This is a genomic window from Ignicoccus islandicus DSM 13165 (assembly GCF_001481685.1).
Classification (GTDB): Archaea; Thermoproteota; Thermoprotei_A; order Sulfolobales; family Ignicoccaceae; genus Ignicoccus; species Ignicoccus islandicus.
Map to the genome: position 1 here is coordinate 763455 of NZ_CP006867.1, position 19190 is coordinate 782644.

22 protein-coding genes and 1 tRNA gene are annotated in these 19190 nt (G+C 47.1%); 7 read left to right on the top strand and 16 right to left on the bottom strand.

What is annotated here, in order from left to right; translation table 11 throughout:
- Positions 1-83 precede the first annotated feature (83 nt).
- Positions 84-299 (top strand): 30S ribosomal protein S27e, encoded by a 216-nt coding sequence (locus EYM_RS04300; protein WP_075049833.1) that lies wholly within the window; start codon positions 84-86, stop codon positions 297-299.
- Between the two features lie 73 nt (positions 300-372).
- Positions 373-1833: a homocitrate synthase/isopropylmalate synthase family protein gene (locus tag EYM_RS04305; RefSeq protein ID WP_075049834.1), complete on the top strand. Its 1461-nt coding sequence runs from the start codon at positions 373-375 to the stop codon at positions 1831-1833.
- Here the strand turns inward: EYM_RS04305 and metG are convergent.
- The gene (gene metG / locus EYM_RS04310; protein ID WP_075049835.1) at positions 1826-3529 is read right to left on the bottom strand and encodes a methionine--tRNA ligase; all 1704 of its coding nucleotides are present in this window, start codon (positions 3527-3529) and stop codon (positions 1826-1828) included. The genes EYM_RS04305 and metG overlap by 8 nt on opposite strands.
- Positions 3530-3622: 93 nt before the next feature.
- Between metG and eno the strand changes: the two genes are divergently transcribed.
- The gene (gene eno / locus EYM_RS04315; RefSeq protein ID WP_236943401.1) at positions 3623-4891 is read left to right on the top strand and encodes a phosphopyruvate hydratase; all 1269 of its coding nucleotides are present in this window, start codon (positions 3623-3625) and stop codon (positions 4889-4891) included.
- Here eno and EYM_RS04320 read toward each other — a convergent pair.
- The 8 genes from EYM_RS04320 to EYM_RS04355 form a co-directional block, all read right to left on the bottom strand.
- Complete coding sequence (locus tag EYM_RS04320) at positions 4888-5223, bottom strand: hypothetical protein (RefSeq protein WP_075049837.1); 336 nt, start codon at positions 5221-5223, stop codon at positions 4888-4890. The genes eno and EYM_RS04320 overlap by 4 nt on opposite strands.
- A gap of 13 nt (positions 5224-5236) precedes the next feature.
- Positions 5237-6040 (bottom strand): 3-methyl-2-oxobutanoate hydroxymethyltransferase, encoded by an 804-nt coding sequence (gene panB / locus EYM_RS04325; RefSeq protein ID WP_075049838.1) that lies wholly within the window; start codon positions 6038-6040, stop codon positions 5237-5239.
- Positions 6041-6102: 62 nt separating this feature from the next.
- The gene (gene hypF, locus EYM_RS04330; RefSeq protein WP_075050621.1) at positions 6103-8301 is read right to left on the bottom strand and encodes a carbamoyltransferase HypF; all 2199 of its coding nucleotides are present in this window, start codon (positions 8299-8301) and stop codon (positions 6103-6105) included.
- A 51-nt stretch (positions 8302-8352) separates the two neighbouring features.
- Positions 8353-8440 (bottom strand) — tRNA-Leu (locus EYM_RS04335).
- A 37-nt stretch (positions 8441-8477) separates the two neighbouring features.
- Positions 8478-9101, bottom strand: a complete 624-nt coding sequence (locus EYM_RS04340; RefSeq protein ID WP_075049839.1) for a hypothetical protein — start codon at positions 9099-9101, stop codon at positions 8478-8480.
- Complete coding sequence (locus EYM_RS04345) at positions 9098-9535, bottom strand: hypothetical protein (protein WP_075049840.1); 438 nt, start codon at positions 9533-9535, stop codon at positions 9098-9100. Before EYM_RS04345 ends, EYM_RS04340 begins: the two co-directional genes overlap by 4 nt.
- Positions 9525-10796: a 3-phosphoshikimate 1-carboxyvinyltransferase gene (gene aroA / locus EYM_RS04350; RefSeq protein WP_075049841.1), complete on the bottom strand. Its 1272-nt coding sequence runs from the start codon at positions 10794-10796 to the stop codon at positions 9525-9527. The genes EYM_RS04345 and aroA overlap by 11 nt, the downstream gene beginning before the upstream one ends.
- Positions 10797-10872: 76 nt before the next feature.
- Complete coding sequence (locus EYM_RS04355; protein WP_075049842.1) at positions 10873-11529, bottom strand: hypothetical protein; 657 nt, start codon at positions 11527-11529, stop codon at positions 10873-10875.
- Positions 11530-11567: 38 nt separating this feature from the next.
- On the opposite strand from EYM_RS04355, the gene EYM_RS04360 reads away from it, so the two are divergent.
- The 3 genes from EYM_RS04360 to EYM_RS04370 are packed head-to-tail and all read left to right on the top strand — an operon-like array spanning position 11568 to position 13486.
- Positions 11568-12050, top strand: coding sequence for a hypothetical protein (locus EYM_RS04360; protein WP_157058761.1), 483 nt, complete (start codon positions 11568-11570; stop codon positions 12048-12050).
- On the top strand, positions 12051-12917 hold the full coding sequence (locus tag EYM_RS04365; protein ID WP_075049844.1) for an SPL family radical SAM protein: 867 nt from the start codon (positions 12051-12053) through the stop codon (positions 12915-12917).
- Positions 12918-12940: 23 nt separating this feature from the next.
- Complete coding sequence (locus tag EYM_RS04370; protein ID WP_157058762.1) at positions 12941-13486, top strand: hypothetical protein; 546 nt, start codon at positions 12941-12943, stop codon at positions 13484-13486.
- Here the strand turns inward: EYM_RS04370 and EYM_RS04375 are convergent.
- Positions 13427-14335, bottom strand: a complete 909-nt coding sequence (locus EYM_RS04375; protein WP_075049846.1) for a tRNA guanosine transglycosylase family protein — start codon at positions 14333-14335, stop codon at positions 13427-13429. The genes EYM_RS04370 and EYM_RS04375 overlap by 60 nt on opposite strands.
- 111 nt (positions 14336-14446) lie before the next feature.
- Here EYM_RS04375 and EYM_RS04380 point away from each other — a divergent pair, with 111 nt between their 5' ends.
- Positions 14447-15898 (top strand): acyl-CoA synthetase family protein, encoded by a 1452-nt coding sequence (locus tag EYM_RS04380; protein ID WP_075049847.1) that lies wholly within the window; start codon positions 14447-14449, stop codon positions 15896-15898.
- Between the two features lie 5 nt (positions 15899-15903).
- Here EYM_RS04380 and EYM_RS04385 read toward each other — a convergent pair whose 3' ends face one another.
- The 6 genes from EYM_RS04385 to EYM_RS04405 all read right to left on the bottom strand — a co-directional run bounded on the left by EYM_RS04385 (position 15904) and on the right by EYM_RS04405 (position 19134).
- Positions 15904-16158: a 4Fe-4S dicluster domain-containing protein gene (locus tag EYM_RS04385; protein ID WP_075049848.1), complete on the bottom strand. Its 255-nt coding sequence runs from the start codon at positions 16156-16158 to the stop codon at positions 15904-15906.
- A 79-nt stretch (positions 16159-16237) separates the two neighbouring features.
- Positions 16238-16567 carry an ATP synthase subunit c family protein gene (locus EYM_RS04390; protein ID WP_083495047.1) on the bottom strand — a complete coding sequence of 110 codons (330 nt, stop codon included), beginning with the start codon at positions 16565-16567 and terminating at the stop codon, positions 16238-16240.
- A gap of 56 nt (positions 16568-16623) precedes the next feature.
- A complete protein-coding gene (locus tag EYM_RS07820) occupies positions 16624-16794 on the bottom strand; it encodes a hypothetical protein (RefSeq protein ID WP_157058763.1) in 171 nt (56 codons plus the stop codon).
- Complete coding sequence (locus EYM_RS04395) at positions 16794-17435, bottom strand: V-type ATP synthase subunit D (RefSeq protein ID WP_075049849.1); 642 nt, start codon at positions 17433-17435, stop codon at positions 16794-16796. The genes EYM_RS07820 and EYM_RS04395 overlap by 1 nt, the downstream gene beginning before the upstream one ends.
- On the bottom strand, positions 17435-18856 hold the full coding sequence (locus tag EYM_RS04400) for a V-type ATP synthase subunit B (RefSeq protein WP_236943403.1): 1422 nt from the start codon (positions 18854-18856) through the stop codon (positions 17435-17437). The genes EYM_RS04395 and EYM_RS04400 overlap by 1 nt, the downstream gene beginning before the upstream one ends.
- Positions 18857-18912: 56 nt before the next feature.
- Positions 18913-19134 carry a DUF167 domain-containing protein gene (locus EYM_RS04405; protein ID WP_075049851.1) on the bottom strand — a complete coding sequence of 74 codons (222 nt, stop codon included), beginning with the start codon at positions 19132-19134 and terminating at the stop codon, positions 18913-18915.
- Positions 19135-19190 lie beyond the last annotated feature (56 nt).

The following is a 19190-nucleotide window of genomic DNA, read 5'->3' on the forward strand; positions in this document are numbered from 1 at the left end:
TCCTTTAATTCATTCACTCCCAAAATGCAATAACACAATTATAAAGCCCCTCGATTTCGAAGCTCAATTGGGTGAAGAGAAGAGTGCCTAGGAAGAGGAAGCTCTATAAGATACTGGTTCCCGAGCCACGCTCTAGGTTCATTAAGGTCAAATGCCCAACTTGCGGAAACGAACAGATCGTCTTTTCACACGCAACTTACCCGGTTAGATGTATAATGTGCGGAACTCAGTTGCTTAGGCCGAGCGGTGGCAAGGCTGAACTAGAGGAAGGAGTAGAAGTAATTAGGGTACTAGAGTGATGCGATTTTTCGATTAAGTTATAGGGACAGATATTTATTCGCAATATAGCTCAGTAACCTAAGGGTTCATATCATGCACGTTGCTAGTAGCCTAAGAAGCGTCAGGAGCGAGACGCTACGAAGACTCAAGGAAGAGAGTATAGATACGCCGGACTACGAAGTTATAGACGCTCCCAAACCTGAACTATACAAGTTTATGTTCCCCTTCAAATCAGCACCCAGGATTTTCTTTGATGGTATAATACTACATACCGAACTTCCTAAGGAAATATGGATTACCGATACTACTTTCAGAGACGGTCAGCAAGCCAGGGAACCATATACAGTCGAACAGATGGTCCAGCTATATAAGTACCTTCACGAACTAAGTGGTCCGAACTGTAAGGTTCTAACTAGCGAATTCTTCCTCTATACGGAAAAAGATAGGAAGGCCGTGAGGGAGATAAAGAACTTAGGCTACAATTGTCCGAAAGTTACTGCTTGGATTAGGGCCAATAAGGAGGAATTGAAACTCGTTAAGGAAGCCGGGATAGAGGAAACGGGCATACTTTCCTCCATTAGCGATTACCACATCTACTTCAAGTTCAAGTCCAGTAGGAGAAAGGTAATAGACAAATACTTGAGCGTAGTGGAGGAAGCACTTAAGATGGATATAGTTCCTAGGGTTCACTTAGAGGACATAACTAGGGCGAACGTATTCGAGGTGGTCGTCCCATTCGTAAAGAAGCTAATGAAGTTAAGTGAGAAATACGGGCTACCGGTAAAGGTTAGGTACCCCGATACGCTCGGCGTAGGAGTTCCGCTACCCGAAGCGATGTTGCCTAGGAGCATACCTAAGCTAACGTGGGTACTAAGGCACGTTTGCGGAGTGCCCTCGAAGTGGCTGGAATTCCACGGCCATAACGACTTCCATCTAGGGGTAGCGAACGCTATGAGCGCTTGGCTTTACGGAGCGGCCTTAAACAACGGAACCCTATTGGGTATAGGTGAAAGGGCTGGCAACGTTCCAATAGAAGCACTAGTCTTCATTTACGCCCAGCTCAAACACGGCTTCGATGGAATGAATACCAAAGTAATCAAGGAAATAGCCGAATACTATCGCAAAGAGCTCGGTTACGAGGTACCGCCCTACTATCCGATTGTTGGTAGGAACTTCGCCACTACTAGAGCCGGAATACACGCAGATGGACTCCTCAAGAACCCTGAGACGTACTTACCATTCGATCCCGAGGAATTGTTGGGAGTCAAGCCCGGAATAGCGATAACCCCCTATGCCGGGTTGGCTGGAATAGTTTATTGGATAAACAAGACCTTTGAATTGAAGGACGATGAAAAGGTAGACAAAAAGGATCCAAGGGTACAAGAGATCTATAGAGATGTCATGAAACAGTTCGAACATGGTAGATTGACTGCGTTAAGCGACTTAGAGATGTTAATGTTGGTAAAGAAACACATGCCCGACCTAGTTGAGAAGTACTTGGACAGGCTACCGGACGATCTAAAGATAAGGCTCTTTTCAAGTAATTCTAAGTAAAGAAGGGTATCGGTCTTTCCTTTTCTACTTCTTCCCTGATCTCCTGGAGTAACCCTTCAACGTAATTGGGATCTGAGAACTCTTCGGGTAACTTCTTGAATAGAGGCTTGGGCTCGCCTATCTCGTTCTTCGGAGGTCTAGAGTGTTCCTTCGCTAAAGTTCCTTTGGAGTTGACGTCTCCTTCTTCCCCTAGCATTTCCCATAGCCTTTGCGCAGAGGCGGGAGCGAAAGGCGCTAAGTGAAGCGCTATTTCTCTTAGTATATAGAGAGAGGTATACAAGACGTCGGAGGCTTTTTCGGGACAGCACTTAAGTAACTTCCATGGCTCCTTTTCGTTTAAGTACTTGTTCCCCAATCTAGCCATTTCAAGTAAGTAGTTCGTGGCTTCCTTCATTCTCACTTGGTACATTGCTTTAACGTACTTATCGTGAAGCTCCTCTATTTTCCTAGCTATCTCCTCATCGATCTTCCCATTTACGTTGCCGTTCAACTTTCTCTTTATTAATGTAAGGACCCTATGAGCGAAATTACCTATGTCATCGTTTAATTCGGAGTTGACTATTCTGTAAAACTCGCTCCACGTGAAATTGGTATCCCTATCCTCAGGCCTCATGCGAATCAATGCGAAGCGCCAATAATCGGGTTCGGGAACTAACTTCAACGCCTCGTCTATCCATACTCCTATTCTCCTACTCTTACTGAACTTCTTTCCTTCGTACATCAAGTATTCAGTAGCGGAAATGTTATATGGAAGCGGATACTCTTCGCCGGTCGCCCTTAAAAGTGCTGGTAGGATTATCGAGTGGAAAGGTATGTTATCCTTCCCTATAAAATATACTGGTCTCGAGCTCTGGTCCTTCCAGAAGTATTCGAAGAGGTTCGTTCCGTTCTTGACGTCTAGTTCCTTTACGGCAGATAGGTATCCAAGGACCGCCTCGAACCATACGTATATAGTTTTACCTTCCGCTCCCGGAAACGGAGCGGGTATCCCCCACTTATTATCTCTTGTTATAGCTCTTGGAGTTAACCCTTCCTTGAGCCAATGCAGCGTCGTGTTCTTTACGTTCTCTGGTAGATCGCTTTCCTTTATCCATTGGTCCAAACCTTTAGCAGCTTTGGGTAAATCGAAGAAGAAGTGCTTCGTTTTCCTCCACGTCGGTCTACTTCCACACAAACTGCACTTAGGATCTATCAAGTCGACCGGATCCAGCAGTTTCCCGCAGAAGTCGCATTGATCTCCCCTAGCGCCTTTAGCGCCACAGTAAGGGCACGTACCTGTGACGAACCTATCAGGAAGGAACATTTCGTCTTTGAGACAGTAGGGCATTAGTAAATCTTTCGTAAAGACGTATCCGTTCTCGTAGATCTTCATAAACGTCTCTTGGACGAACTTTATGTGAACGTCGTTATGCGTTCTCGTGTAATTATCGAATGCTATCTCGAACCTCTCGAAGAGGGATTTAACGTAATTGTGCATTTTGTCAGTCAGTTCCTTAGGTTCCATACCTCTCTTCCTTGCCTCCACCTCAATTGGAGTTCCGTGTTCGTCGCTTCCCGAAACGGCTACTACGTCCTCGTCCATGAGTCTCAGAAAGCGCGCGAAGACGTCCGCCGATAGTATTGATCCTATTAAGTTTCCTAAGTGAGGCACTGCGTTAACGTAAGGCCACGCACTCCCTACGATCCACTTCGCCACATTATCTCCCTAAATCCCTTCGGGTAAAGGTTTTTGGAGTATAATGCAGAATTAAAGGTCTCTCTAGTCTAGGCACAATCGGTGTTTCTGGTCTTGAACGGCACTGAGATCGTCTCGGTAAAAGGTCGTTGGATACTAGACTCCAGAGGCAATCCCACCGTTGAGGTTGACGTAACTACCGCTTGCGGTGCCTTGGGAAGGGCAGCAGCGCCATCTGGAGCCTCTAAAGGCACTAAGGAAGCACTGGAGCTAAGGGATGGTGGGAAGGAGTTCCATGGAAAGGGCGTTAACAAGGCCGTTTCCAACGTGAATAACGAGATAGCTAAGGCCCTAATTGGAATGGATTCATTGGAACAGAGAGCAATTGATTATAAAATGATAGAAATAGATGGGACGCCTAACAAGTCGAGATTGGGGGCAAATGCAATAGTTGCAACTAGCATGGCAGTAGCTAAGGCGGCTGCCAATAGCTTAGATCTCCCCCTTTATAAGTACCTCGGTGGTCCTCTAGCAGACCAGTTACCTACCCCGCTATTGAACGTCATAAACGGAGGGGCCCACGCTGGTAACGATTTGGCAATACAAGAGTTCATGATAGTTCCGTGGAACTTCGAAAGCTTCTCTGAGGCCTTGAGGGCGGCCTCTGAAATATACCACACGCTAAAGAACTTGCTAAAGGAGAAGTACGGTAAGTCTGCCGTAAACGTAGGCGATGAAGGAGGTTTCGCGCCACCTATGAGGGAGACTAGAGAGGCTCTTGACGCTTTGATGAAGGCAATAGAGATGAGCGGATACGAGGGATCAGTTGCCCTCGCGCTTGACGCAGCAGCCAGTCACTTCTACGACTCAAACAAGAAAGTTTACCTCATTGACGGAAAGGAGCTCGATAGAGAGAAATTACTTGAATTCTATGAGGAATTAATAAAGGAATATCCGATAAAGAGTATTGAAGACCCTCTAGAAGAGACCGATTGGGAAGGCTTTAAGGAAGCTGTTAAGAGGCTAAAGATTAGAATAGTTGGTGACGACTTACTCGTAACTAATCCAACTATCGTTTCGAAGGCCATTGAAGAAGGGGTAGCTAACGCTGTTCTAGTTAAAGTAAATCAAATTGGTACCGTTACGGAGGCATGGGAAGTAATCAAGTTAGCCCAAGAAAACAAGTGGGCCCCCATCGTTAGCCACAGGTCTGGTGAAACTGAAGACACCTTTATAGCAGACTTAGCGGTAGGGAGCTATTCTCCAGCGATAAAGACTGGTGCACCGGCCAGAGGCGAGAGAACGTGCAAATACAACCGATTGCTCAGAATAGAAGAAGAAATATCTAAGCCGAGGTTCGCCAGGAACAAGTACTTCCTTTAAACTTCCGCCTTCCTGAAGTACTTTCCTCCGCAAGGAGGTCTTTTCGGGTCGTCAACTCTCTGCTTCAATCTAATACATATGTGAGTTATCCTCGAGTAATAGAGACAGTCTTCGCATGACACTCCAGGAACTTCTTGAGGTTGTTCCTCCTTCTTTGCCTCCCTTTTCTCAACTTCCTCTTTAACCTCCTTGATCTTTTCAGTTACGTGCGCCTTGTATATTGGACACTCCTCGTAGTTCTTGAGGCAAGGCATCTTCTTCAAATTTACAACTTGACCTGTCAAGGTACACTTTGCAGTCATAAACCCTCTCTTCAAATAGGGACATACCATTTCATTCACCTCACTAGAAGCTGTACTCTTCGTTTGGGAACTCTCCCTTCTTTACTTCCTCGACGTACTTCCTCACGGCTTCCGTTATAGCTTTTGAGCAATCGAAATAGACCTTGGCGAAAGGAGGTCTAATTTCACTTAGGCCTAATATGTCGTGAATCACAAGCACTTGTCCGGAACAGTGAGGACCGGCTCCTATGCATATAGTTGGGACGTTCACCTTCTCTGTTATTTCCTTTGCCACTTCCTTCTTGACGAACTCTATCACTATTGAATAAACGCCGGCTTCCTCCAGCGCTTTAGCGTCTTCGATAAGTTCCTTTGCCTCTTGGGGCGTCTTACCCCTTAAGCGGTAGCCGCCTAGCAGGTGTCTCTTTTGTGGGGTTAGGCCTAAGTGACCCATTACGGGAATACCGGCTTTAACTATTCCGCGCACAACGTCGGTCATCTCGCTACCGCCCTCTATTTTAACTGACTCGGCGCCAACTCTGACCATTTCTATAGCGTTCCTCACGGCCTCGTTGACGGAGTACTCGTAAGAACCAAATGGCATATCGCCTACTATCATTGCTCTAGGCCTCGCTCTCGCTACGGCAGCTACGTGAATCAGCATCTCCTCAAAGCTCAGTTGGTTCGTTGAAGGATAACCTAATACCACCATAGCCAGCGAATCGCCGACTAATATCATATCTACACCAGCTTTATCAACCAGTTTGGCGGTAGGGTAATCGTAAGCGGTGACCATGGCAATGCGTTCTCCTTTCTCGTACTTCTTTAATATGGTCCTTAGCGTAACTTTCCCTTCAGTGGACGTGATTTGAAATCCCCCGTTAACGCTTTACTATTGATTCCCATATTTACTTTGGCTTTCTATTGGTTTCACTCTCTCAACGTTACGAGCTGGCCTAGCGATATTCCGCCATCGCCCGGAGGCACGCGTTTCGGTAAGAAGACCTCCTTCAGTACGTCTTTCACTCCTTCGTAGAAGGGTTGGTTGACTGCTGCACCGCCAGAAATTACCTTAGGTAGTTCCATATCTCTAATACATAGAGCAAAGTTATAACCTAAGTTGAATTGGATGGTGTAGGCGACGTCCTTAATTCTCGCCCCCCTTTCAAGTTCCATTAGTGCTCTTAGGATCAATTCGTGTCCATCGATTAAGTTTCCCTTAACGAAGTCTTCCTTGAATAGAGGTTTCCCTCCAAACGAGGTCGCTTCCAGTAGCATTGCTGGCTCTCCTTCATACGTTCTAACCTTCGAAATACCTAGTAACACTGAAGCTGCGTCCAGGAGTCTTCCTAAAGAGGAGGAATTGGGTGACGAATTTAGGGTCTTAAGCGTTAGTTCGAACTCGAGTTCCTTACCCGGCAACGCCTCCGATAATTCTTCAGAGAATCGGTCAAGTTCCCCTAATTCGTGAAGTATTGAGATCGCTATTCTAGCTGGGTACTTAACTGCTCTATCTCCGCCGGGTAGCTTGTAATACCTTAAGTGGCAGAGCCTCTCGAAGCCCCTTAAGTTACTATATATTACTTCGCCTCCCCATATAGCTCCGTCCTCTCCGTAACCGGTTCCATCTATAGCTATTCCAACTGCCTCTTCAAGCCCCAAGTCAGCCATAACCGAATTAACGTGTGCGTGATGATGTTGTACTTCAACTACTTCCGAGCCCATTTCCTCCGCTATCGTTAAACCCAATTTCCGAGAATTATAGAGAGGGTGTTTATCCACTACTACGAAAGACGGCTCAACAGAATATTGCTCAACGAACCATCTCAGTTCTTTTTCCAAGAACTCTAAGTTCTCTAACTCGTCCGTATCACCTATGTACTGCGTCATGACGACCTTGTTCTCAAATGAAACCGCTCCTACGTTCTGAAGCTCTGCCCCAACCGCCAATGCCTCTGGAAGGCGCCACCTTACCTCAATCCACCTCGGTGCGTAACCTCTGGATCTCCTAAGGAACACGTAACTGTTCCCAGTCCTCCTAATTACGCTATCGTCCACGCGGTGGACTATTTCTCTGTCATGATCCAAAACGTAATCTGCTACCCCCATCTCTAAAACGCATTTCAAGTCTATGCAAGTAGGCTTCCCCGTGGGATTGGCTGACGTCATTATTGAGAACTTTTCCTTAGTTTGCATTAGTAGTAGGTAGTGAAGGCCCGTATACGCTCTCATGACGCCTATTAACTCGTGTCCGGGAGCGACCCATTCGCTAACAGCTCCCTCCCTTTTCGGAGCCAGAATTATCGGAGCCTCTGGCGACGAGAACAGGTCCCTATCTAAGTCTTTTACTATTCCCAATGCTACCTCGTAGTTTAACGCCATCAGAGCAAAGGGCTTCCTAGGCCTGTTCTTCCTCTTTCTAAGTTCTAGAACTACTTCGTCGCTCGTTGCCTTAGCAGCTAAGTGGTACCCACCCATGCCCTTAATCGCTAGAATGAACCCCTCCTCTAGTAGCTTCGCGGCCTCGGTGATCGGGTCGCGCACTAATACAGTTTTCCCGTCCGAATCTCTTAGGGTAACTCTGGGCCCACATCTATTACATGAAATTCCTTGAGCGTGGTACCTCCTATCCTCTATTGAGGAATACTCTCGCTCGCACTCCGGGCAGAGCGGGTACGGAGCCATGGACGTATTTTCTCGGTCATATGGTAACATTTTGATCATTGAAAACCTAGGACCACATTTCGCGCAGCTGTTCAGCGCGTAACGAAAGCGCCGAGAGAAAGGGTTCAAGATCTCTTTTAGGCAATTTTCGCAAATGGCGAAATCGGGAGGCACTTGGGACCTTTTCCCTGCTCCGCCGCTCGGGAGGATGCGGAAATCCTCGAACCCTTTGGGGCTCGCTTCGATTACGTCCAATTGCTCTATCTCTATAGGCGGAGGAAGCTTCTTTAAGTCGTCTAGGAAGTTCTCCACTTGGATGCCCTCTACCCATATTTCGACCGAACCACCGGAAACGTTCTTCACGTATCCCCCTAGACCGTACTTCCTTGCTAACCTGGCAACGTCCGGTCGGAACCCGACGCCTTGCACTAGTCCCTTTACCTTGATTAGATACGCCTTCTTCATTTCCTTCACTTCTCGCAAATAAACTTTAGTAGAAGCGAGAACTGACGCCTATGGTGCGGGGGGTGGGATTTGAACCCACGCCGGCCTACGCCAGCGGGTCTTGAGCCCGCCCCCTTCGACCAGGCTCGGGCACCCCCGCTCCATGGTGTGGGGAGCCTTGTGCCTAATAAGTTTAGTTACATTGGTATAGCCCTTAGCACTGAGAGTATTAATATCGATGAAAACGAAGATATCGCGTACGCCTCCGCTACCTCAACCGGTCTATGTGCTTTTAGTACAACTCTCGACCAAGCCACTACTAACGCTATCGCCCCGAAGGCCACGCCCCACCATAAGCCTAGCGCCCAGCCCAACACTATCGCTGTGGTCACGGCCGTGGACACATGGACGCTCACTTTTATAAAGTAAGAAGCTATCGCAACGAAGAAAGCCGTAGTTGCGTAAACGGCCGTAGCTATTGAAAGGTACTTAGCTCCCATTAAGCCCAGTAGGGAGGAACCAATGAAGCCGCCAGTAGAGGACAAGAGCAAGTACTTAGGCCTCTTCCATCTCTCATCGACGTTCCAATTGGTTTTTCCGCTCTTTACTCCGTGATAATGGAAAGTGAATGGGAAAATGGCTAAAGAGGCGAGCGATATGAAGGCGTAGTACGGATTACCGTCCTTCCACGCGCTTATGGGAAACAACGCCACAGCGAACGAATACGGATTAAATACGAGGGAAATCAAAGCAGCTACTACGTGCTTTAGTGCTAAGCTACTTTCCTCTATTATTAGGCCTATAAGTGAGTCGAACCTCACTTCGTTTTCCCTCTTATTATCTTTGATGTCTTCAAACCGTATACGGCGTTCGATAGCTCATCGATTTCGTCGTTTGGAATGGAATTGGTGACTACCAAGGGTCCTCCTTCATCATAGAGGAAAAGCGCCAGTTCCCTATTTCTCGCATATACCCATACGTCATCAGTTAGGCCTTTGATTTGATCTACTATGTCAACGTAGTATTTCTTCATTATGTTCCTCCTGACGTTAAAGGGCGTGATCAGGGCAGCGCCGCTTTGAGAGAGAACTTCTTCCACGACTTTTTCGTTGTAATTATCCCGCGACGTTAAAATCACGAAATCGATATCGATTGCGTCTTCGGGTATTCCTTGCGGATCGATCAATATGGTTACGTCATCGCCCCTTATCACTATTCCCTTGTTCGTTTTTATTACGTCCCACTTATTGCTCAAGAATCCTCACCCCTATTCTCTTCAATACGTCCCAGTACTCCGGCCAGCTCTTTCTGACGCATTCGGCGTTATCAATTCTGGCTCCTATATGAGCGCCTAGTATGGAAGCCATCATTGCCACTCTATGGTCGTCCGGGCACGTTATAACACATGGCTTTAGGGAGACCGTACCCCACACCCTTATGCTACCTGCATCGTACTTGGCGCTAACGCCGAAGCACTTGAGGGTATTTATTATTTGTTCTATTCTGTTAGACTCTTTGTATGCTAAGTGCGAAAGACCCCTAAAGACAGACTCCCCCTCAGCTAGCGCAGCTACTGCTATGAGCGGTAAGGCCAAATCAGGTTCATCTCTCAAGTTGAGCCTTACCGCCTTCGGTCTTTCGTCCATACGTACCTCAACGGAACCGCTGTAGTAATTCACTTTAGCACCAAATGCTTTCAAGTAATCCAATATCTTGTGATCACCGGGTCCCTCGCTTGGAAACGGCAAACCCTTTACAGTTATTGAGCCCTTGGTGGTTAACGCTAAAGCCATTGGAAAGGCAGCTAAAGCGTAATCGCCCGGTATTTCAAGTTCAACTGGCTTTAGATGAGATGGCTGTACGCTACATTCGGTAAACGACTCGTTACAACTTACGGAGGCACCGAACTTTTCCATAACTTCGACCGTTAAGGCAACGTAACCTCTAGATACTAGATTCGGAGACCTAATGGAAACTCCGTTCTCGCTTTTAGTACCCGCTATTAAGGCTGAAGTAACGTGCTGACTAGTTACGCTTCCATCCACTTCAGCGATTCCTCCGGGAAGACCCCCGAAGGATACCACCGGTAAGAGACCGTTCCGAAGACTTCTAACGTCAGCTCCCAAGGCTCTAAAAGTTTCTATTACTGGAGTCATAGGCCTCCTACGGAGGCTCGCGTTCCCGGTGATTACGCTTCCCGTACCCCTTGGGACGAGCGTTCCAATTCCAATTGCTATTCTAGCTCCAGTTCCGGAACCCCTCAAGTTTATTACGTCTTCGGGCGTCTTTACGTCTCCACCTTTAACTGTAATTGAACCTATTTCCATGCTCACTTCAGCACCGAAAGCCTCTATTGCTTCTAGGGAGGCTTGAACGTCGTCAGCGTCTGGTAAATTAGTTATTTCGCTCTCCCCTTCTGCTAGAAGGGAAAGGAACAAGGCCCTCTGTGCCCAGCTCTTGCTTGGGGGAGCGTTCAGCTCTCCTGAAACTCTAGAGGGTTGTATTGTGACTTTCAAGTTCTATTCGTCCCGCTAACGTATTCTTCGACGCGAAATTTAACCGTCCGTAAAGCGGTAGAGCCGATCACCGATCTCACCGGGATTCGGTCTTCATCCGGATAGTTACTGTGGCCGGTACTTGACCGTAGTAAGGCCTCGCTAGAACGAACGTTACGCCGGGTTTTACGCTTATCCCATTTACGCAAGGCCCTATAGTTCCGTTAATTGGTAAGTAAACGGTAGTCGTTCCGATAACGCGGCTAGTTACCGTTAAGTTGTATCCCAACATTGCGTTAACTTCCTTAGAGCCCTCGCAAAAAAGCTTCCCGTAACACGCTATTTCACCCAGATTCACGAAGCTCGTAACGATGACTTCTCGCGAGCAGTCTCTAAGAGTTAAGAAAGACGTTTCAGTAACGGTACTCTCCTTGATTAGGGTTCGCGTAACAGTTCTCGTTAAGGTCTCGGTAAGGTAAACGGTTACTGTTTCTGCAGAGGTCACGGTAACTCTCTTCGTTCGCGTAATAGTTTCAGTAGAATCTATTGATAGAACTTTTACTGTTCCTATACCCAGAATTCCGGACAAGAGCGTGAGGAAAGCTTGGTTTGGATAGCCTAGAAAGAAGAGTACGCTAGAAGATAGCAAGGAAAGGAACGCCACGCTCTCGTAGTTGTTAGGGTTCACGAGTATTAGAGCTATAATCGTGGCTGGAACGACGTATAGCAGCCTCCCCAACTCCTCCTCGTCCATCTAATCATCCGCGAATGCTCTCGCTCTTGGCTTATAAATTGCAAACAACCAACGACCCTAGGCAAAAATTGAGAACGTGGGAGGTAATAGCTAAGGCTGAAGCCACTGAGCTGGAAAGTTGTCTACTGGGCCTTACGGTTAGAACAGATGGCGTTCAGAGGGTAATATTTAAGCCTTTAGCTTGTTATTTCCTTCATAGAGGCTATTTGGTTGACCCGTTTGAGACGGTCATACCACCGCATAGGGTTAAGTGCGTAAAGTGTAATGGAATAGAGTTCGGTACGTGTCCTCACTACGAGCCACCTCCATGTAAAGTCCTTGAAAAAGACTGGATCAAGGTAGTTGTGTGCAAATGCGACGGCTGGAAGAGCGTCAGGGGCCCGAGGGGCTGTTCGCCACTAGCTACTTATAGAGACCCACCTTACCCACTGATATGTAACGATGAGATCGTAGCTTGTATAGGTAACGGTGAGTGTGAAGGACGCCTTGAGAAGAGAGGCGCTTGGTACTGGTACTTCTAGATGGTGAGGGTCGTGAGGCTAGAGGTATTAAGGGAGTTCGATCCATGGAAGGATGAGTTATGTACGTGTCCTAGGAAATATAGCTTACAACCTTACACTGGTTGCTCCTTTTACTGCTTATACTGCTACGCTACTTCTTATATAGGGAGAAAACCATCTATACCCAAAAAGAACTTTGTCCAGAGGTTAGAGAGAGACTTAAGGAAAGCCGACAAGGGAAAGGTAGTAAATCTCTCTACATCTTCCGATCCATACCCATGGATTGAATCGAGACTTAGGTTAACGAGGAAGGCTTTAGAATTACTATTGTCTCGAGGTTTCAAAGTTTTGATCACAACTAAGAGCCACCTAGTGACTAACGATATAGATCTACTCAAAGGTAAGAAGGCGGCCGTTATGATTACTGTTACGACCTTGCGTGAGGACGTTGCAAGGAAACTGGAACCCGGCGCACCAGCGCCTAGCTTGAGGTTGAGAGCGATAAGGGAGCTTTCCGAAGAAGGAATCCCGGTAGGAGTACGTATAGATCCAATAATACCTTCAGTAAACGACGATGAAGACGAAATTAAGGAGCTAGTAGAGGCAGTCGCTTCAATGGGCGCGCGCCACGTTACCACCTCAACCTATAAGGCTAGACCAGATAACTTAAAGAGAATGGTATCCGCGTTCCCAACCATTAAGGAGTTCTACTCGAGTGGTGAGAGAGTGGGTGGATACATTTACTTGAAGAGGGAAATGCGCGAGAAACTACTAAGACCAGTTTCGGAAGAAGCGAAGAGGTTGGGTCTGACGGTAGCTTACTGTAGGGAAGGGTTCCCGTTCGAAGCTCCAAGTTGCGATGGATCCCATTTGATCCCCTCCCATTAATTAGGACGAATTCGAAATCTCTTTTGAGTGATGTTGATATGGCAGTTAGGAAGGAAATGGTTGCAGCTGTGGTCAGCTTATTGATGGTCGGAGTACTCTCAATACTTCTATATACAGCTCCTCCCTCTTGTACTTGCGGTCCTATCCAAGTTCCAACAATTTACAATACCACTACCTTGACCCTATGGAAAACAGTAACTGTAACGAAGAGATGGGAAGGACCAGTATGCAATTATTGTCACGCATCCATTCCGGAAGCCGATTACAGGGTAGCTAACTTCAATGCAACTTACAAGGGATTGTTAGTTAAGCTTTCACCAGCGGAAGTACAAGGAAAGTACGTTATGGTATTATTCGTGACTAACGTTACTAAGAAACTGCTCGCGGTTCACGTAGTGGTACCGAAAGATTGCGTGGAAGTAAGGAACCATTCGGAGCTCCCATTCTTGAGATCTTATTGGGAGAGGAAGGTGGTTGAAGTACCTTCTCACGTAGTGATGGAGGCCAACCTAACTGAGTTCGATTGGAACTGGGGTTACGCTATTGATTGTCCCAAGGTGATTGGATGAAACTATAACGAACGCGTTAAATATCGCTCTCTTCACGAAATCCCTTTTCAAGTCTTCTATGGTAAATCCTAGGATCAAGGCTATCTTCTCAACCTCTCTTAGCTCATCTTCGTTAATTCTCTTTTTTCCAAAGTTTATTCGCCTATCAGTTATGTGTCTCTCGCCCCTAAACGGTAACATGACCTTTCCGTATGCCGCCTTATGACGCCACGTCTGAGTATCGGCGGAATCGTAACCCAGGGTTCTCAATAAAGGTATCATCTTGGAGGAACCTAGACCTAAAGCGTGAAGGAGCCCAGGGAACTCCTTTCTAACGCGTTCCAAGAACTTAAGGCCCTCCTTTCTCGAGGCGTTCTTCACAGTCAGTATTCTCGGGATCAATCCGCCTACTGCTGCATATGAAGAGAAGTCATATCCGCTCAAGTACTCCAGAAACAAGTCTTCATCTACTGGATGGAAGACTGGTAAGAGTTCGCAATCAACGAGCTTACTCATTGTCCTGGCGTTACTTACGTTTAGTCGAACTTTCTCGCGAGCCTTCGGATCGTTAGGACCTACCGGGTTGTCTAGGGATATGCAATAGTCTGGCTTTAAGTCATTGTACCACTTAGTTACGTCCTCAACCTTGAGTGCGATCCCCTTCTTGAGGGCTTGGTAACCCCCCGAGTCCAACCATATCTCTATATCCGGAGGTATTCCGTACAACTCCCTTAGGCCCATTTCCCTTGCTCTCTCATATAACTTCTTGCTAGATGCTATTTGGAAAGCGTTTAGCATTACCGCCTCCACCTTCATGTATTTCCAAAGCGGTATGACTTGCGAGGCCGGGTGCCCCAATACCAATTTCACTTCTCGTTTACCTTGTCGGTATTACGTGAGGAAGAGTAAAGACGTTAAGTATATGTGGTAAATACAACTATATAACCGAGCGTCGCTACACTTGTCTCTGGGCAAGGGGCAATGTTCGAGCGTGCCACGCCCTTAGGCTCTTACTTAGCGAAGGGAAGGGAGTTTAGGGAACAAGGCTTCATCAGAACCGATTACCCGCCCAACAGGGACGAGGTGCTTTGGAACCCCAAAGTAATGAGGATGCCTAGAGAAGAAATAGAGAAAATAAAGACTCAGAGGTTAAAGGCAATAGTAAAGTGGGCTTGGGAGCACAGCGAGTTCTATCACAAGTTCTGGAAGAGCAAGGGCTTCCATCCCGATATGATAAAGACTGCGAAGGACGTCGTGAAGATTCCGGTCCTAACTAAGAAAGACTTGAGAGCAGACCTCCAATCCAACCCGCCTTACGGAACTATCATGGTACCCGAGCTAGCTAGGTACATTCACTTCGTCGGAGCTACTTCCGGGAGTACCGGAATGCCTACTTTCCAAGGCTGGGGTAGAGTTGAGCTAGACTACTTCGAGGAGCAACAAGCTAGGTATCTATGGACCTTCGCTGGCCTCAGGCCCGGCGTCGTTTACGCCAATTACTTGAACATGAGCGGCTTCTATAGTTGGGGTCCACCCTTAGTCGAGACAGCAATGTGGAGGTGCGGTGCAACTGCCATTGCGGGAGGAGGAGAGACCTTCTTCACATGGAAGGACAGGCACATGTTAATAATGAAGCTTTGGAAGGTAGACGTCTTCGCCACTACCCCGTGGTTGCACAGATGGATAGGAGAGCAAGCGAAACTTGAGGGATGGGTAACCCCGTTCAAAGTACTTCTCCTCCACGGTGGAGCGGCAGCCGAGAATACTAAGAAGAAGTTAATGGAAGTACACCCGAATGTTGAGAAAGTAATAAGCGTGTGGGGCACCACCGATGGTCATATGGCAATAGAGCCACCGGACGCTCCCGGTACCTTAGTGTTCTGGGAAGACACTCAGATCTTCGATATAGTAGTTCCTGGAAGTTACGAGGAGAACGATGTCGGCGAGCCGGCCGGAGAAGGAGAGAGAGGAGAACTAATCGCTACCTTACTGACTCACTACACGATGCCTCTTATAAGGTACAGCCTAGGTGACTACGTTAAAAATGAGTTCATATGTGAACCTACACCGGAGCTAGGCATTACTCACTGCAGGTTCGCTGAGCTAATACCCGGAAGAGTCGAATGGATGTTCACTGTCAAGGGTAAGCTGCTGTTCCCCATAGTGGTAGAGAACGCCGTTAGCCAGATACCGGACACTACCGGTGCATATAACATAGTAGTTTACGACGACAAGATGGACAAACTCAAGATAAAGATAGAGACTAGGAAGCCTATACCGCCACCGTCCGATTACGACAAATTGGCTAGGGAAATCATAGCTAGAGAGGTCGGCTTGTCTCCAGACGACGTGGAGATAGAGTGGATCAGGCCCGGAGAGAGCGTCTGGAAGGGATACAAGCTCCAAGTGTTCCTAGACCAAAGAAAGAAGTAAATTTTTCAGGCAGCCACTTCGCTTTTCTCGAGCTTCTTCTCCTCCCCCTTCTTGAATACCTTAATGCTATCAGTAGGGCAGTTGTATACGCACGCCATACATCCTATACAAGCCTCTTCCCTTTCAACTACGCTGACCAGCCTTTCGTATTCTCCTTTTTTCTTCATCACTATCCTAAAAACGTCAGTTGGACATATCTGGGCGCAGACGGAACATCCTATGCAAGTGTCCTCGTTAACTAGAACCGAGAAGTTAGGCATCTCGCTCTATCACCGGAGTTAGGGTAGTCGGTGTATCGATAAAAAGGAATTTCCTTGCTTTTGAACACACGTAACGAGATTATATGGCGAAGAGGATCACTATTGCCATAGCTATACCGTAGATCGCAGGAGTCTCTGCGATACCTATGAACAGTAGAACTCTACCGAACTCTTCAGGTTTCTCGCTTATTACGGCGATACCAGCGGCACCGGTTACACCTAGGGCGTAGCCTGCACCCACAGTACCGCCGAGCAAGGCGAGACCAGCGCCTACGGCCTTTAGGCCGGTTGCCATACCTGCAGCGCTAGTTTCTGCAGCGTAAGCGATGCTAGCGCCAACTATGGTTATGAATAGGAACGATAATAGCATCCTCTTGAGTACTTTCTTAGTGATTAATCCACCCTTCACGCCTTACACCTCCATTAGAGAGGTAGAGCTTCAGATAAAAAGGACTTCTAATGTAGCTATTGTTCCATTTTGACCTTAGAAAGCTCTTGATCAACCTTTCTCTTCATCTCAGTTTTTATTTCCTCTGCCTTCTTTTCCAGCTTATTAACTACCTCGGTATAGTAGGACTCTATCTTCACTTTGAGGTCCTTAACTAATTCATCCTTAGTAGGCAAACCCGCTTCCATTACGCAACCCTCCTACTTTGTAGTTTGTTACGTATCAATTTTAATCTCATGAATTCCTCTCTTTGCCTATCGTCTAGGACTTGTTTCACGAACTTGATGTTCTTTTGTATATCGGGCAATACGGAGTACTTTATTGCGTTGATTAGCCTCTGCGTCCTTCTTAGCTCATTCATTATTCTGTACATGCTCATCTCAGCGTTCAAGGCTTTAGCTAGGGACTTCATCGCCTTTTCCATTTCTTCCTTAGCAGCATCCATATAAGGAGAACTGAACACTAAGGACAAGCTCGAAGCAGCAGTGGCGCTTTCGAATTCTACTACCGGTATCTTAACTCCGAAGGCCGATCGGGTAGCTATCTTTGCCTTCAACGTTTCCGGTATGTACGCGACCTCTTGTTTACATTCCAACGCTCCGGATTGGACGAAGGCTAGGGCCATGTATTCTTGGGCCTTCTCTAAATGTTTCGAGTACTCATCGTAGTACCTCTGGTAATCTGCTATGGCTCTCCTAAGGTATATTAGAAGTATATCTCTCTTATCTTCTAAGAGTTTCTGGATCTTCTTAACGACCTTTTGCCTTTGCTTCAACCGTATTAGGTTTATCTTTGTAGGAAGTACCCTTTTAGCTCCAGGAAAACTCATTACTTCTTCACCTTTTCAAGCGCTTTACTGCTCCTGTATTTGGGATGGTACTTCTTGATGTATTCTGGTCTTATCTTCGTGAGTTCCTCCTCAGGAAGTATTGATAGGATCTCCCAAGCTAAGTCTAGGGTTTCCTCGATGCTCCTGTTCTCGTAGTAGTCTTGCCTCAAGAACTTTCTCTCGAACGCTTCACCGAACCTCAGATACTTCCTGTCCACTTCGCTTAGGCTCTCCTCACCTACTATTGCCGCTAGACCTCTAAGGTCAACGGCCCTTGCATAGGCAGCGTATAGCTGGTTAGAGACGTCGGGGTGATCTTCTCTAGTCTTACCCTTACCTATACCGTCCCTCATCAACCTGGATAGGCTCATTAGAACGTTGATCGGGGGATAGATGCCCTTGTTGTGAAGGTCTCTCGATAGTACTATCTGGCCCTCGGTAATGTAACCGGTTAGGTCCGGAATCGGGTGAGTGATGTCGTCGTTAGGCATCGTCAATATAGGCATCTGAGTTATCGATCCATTGGATCCCTTGACCCTACCGGCCCTTTCATAGATCGTTGCTAGATCGGTGTACATGTAACCGGGGTATCCTTGCCTTCCAGGAACCTCTTCTCTACTGGCTGAGATTTCTCTTAGCGCTTCACAATAATTGGTCATATCAGTTATTATTACTAGGACGTGCATGTCTTTCTTGAAAGCTAGGTACTCGGCGAGAGTTAGGGCGGCTCTGGGCGTCACTATCTTCATCATTGCTGGCTCGTTCGCTAAGCTCACGAACATTGCCGTCCTGTTTATTGCGCCGGTCTCTTCGAAGGCCTTCTTGAAGAAGAGTAACTCGTCGTACTGGATACCGACTGCCGCGAATACGACAGCGAAGGCCTCTTCCTTGCCTCTCACGGTAGCTTGCCTAGCTATTTGCGCGGCTAACTTGTTGTGAGGGAGACCTGAACCAGAGAAGATCGGGAGCTTCTGACCTCTAACTAGGGAGTTCATACCGTCTATAGCGCTTATACCGGTTTGAATGAACTCGTCGGGGTATTCCCTTGCATATGGGTTTATTGGTTCGCCCCAGACGTTCCTCTTCTCAACAGCTCTTATTGGGGCCCCTCCGTCTATGGGTTCGCCCAAAGCGTTCATTATTCTACCTAACATGTCTTCGGAAAGCCCTATCTCCAATATCCTACCAGTGAAGCGTACCTTGCTCCCAGCGGGCGTTATTCCGGTCGTTCCCTCGAATACTTGTACTACCGCCAAACCTCTTCCAGTCTCGAGTACTATACCCCTCCTCTTCTCGCCACTAGGCAACTCTATGTCTACTAGTTCACCGTATCCCGCGTCGCTAACTCCTTCAACTACTAGAAGCTGTCCTCTAATTTCGCTAATGGACTCGTATTCCTTGCCCCTAAGTTCTACCGTCACGTTCGTGCTACCCTCCATTTAGTATCCATGAGGTCGGAATTATTTTAACTTCTCTCCTACTTAACTACCCGGATTAGTTTGACCTTGCTAGTGGCACCTTTCACTATTTCAATGTCCTTCGCCTTGAAGTATTTCTTCAATAATTTGATCAGTTCCTTATTAGCTTTTCCTCTTTCAGGAGGGGCGTCGACCCTTACAACTAAGCAATCGCCTTCCCAACCAACGACCTCGCTTTTCGCTGAATTAGGTTTAACGCAAACCTTTACCAGTTCCTCCATTACTTAGGACCCGGAATTGGTAAAAGAAGGTGCGTTATTACTTCGCGAGGTGAATT

What these genes read in the sequence shown, in the direction of transcription:
- EYM_RS04305 (WP_075049834.1), top strand. Translation starts at nt 373, where the DNA reads ATGCACGTTGCTAGTAGCCTAAGAAGCGTCAGGAGCGAGACGCTACGA.
- EYM_RS04320 (WP_075049837.1), bottom strand. Translation starts at nt 5,223, where the DNA reads ATGGTATGTCCCTATTTGAAGAGAGGGTTTATGACTGCAAAGTGTACC.
- hypF (WP_075050621.1), bottom strand. Translation starts at nt 8,301, where the DNA reads ATGAAGAAGGCGTATCTAATCAAGGTAAAGGGACTAGTGCAAGGCGTC.
- EYM_RS04355 (WP_075049842.1), bottom strand. Translation starts at nt 11,529, where the DNA reads ATGGACGAGGAGGAGTTGGGGAGGCTGCTATACGTCGTTCCAGCCACG.
- EYM_RS04365 (WP_075049844.1), top strand. Translation starts at nt 12,051, where the DNA reads ATGGTGAGGGTCGTGAGGCTAGAGGTATTAAGGGAGTTCGATCCATGG.
- EYM_RS04380 (WP_075049847.1), top strand. Translation starts at nt 14,447, where the DNA reads ATGTTCGAGCGTGCCACGCCCTTAGGCTCTTACTTAGCGAAGGGAAGG.
- EYM_RS04385 (WP_075049848.1), bottom strand. Translation starts at nt 16,158, where the DNA reads ATGCCTAACTTCTCGGTTCTAGTTAACGAGGACACTTGCATAGGATGT.
- EYM_RS07820 (WP_157058763.1), bottom strand. Translation starts at nt 16,794, where the DNA reads ATGGAAGCGGGTTTGCCTACTAAGGATGAATTAGTTAAGGACCTCAAA.
- EYM_RS04395 (WP_075049849.1), bottom strand. Translation starts at nt 17,435, where the DNA reads ATGAGTTTTCCTGGAGCTAAAAGGGTACTTCCTACAAAGATAAACCTA.
- EYM_RS04405 (WP_075049851.1), bottom strand. Translation starts at nt 19,134, where the DNA reads ATGGAGGAACTGGTAAAGGTTTGCGTTAAACCTAATTCAGCGAAAAGC.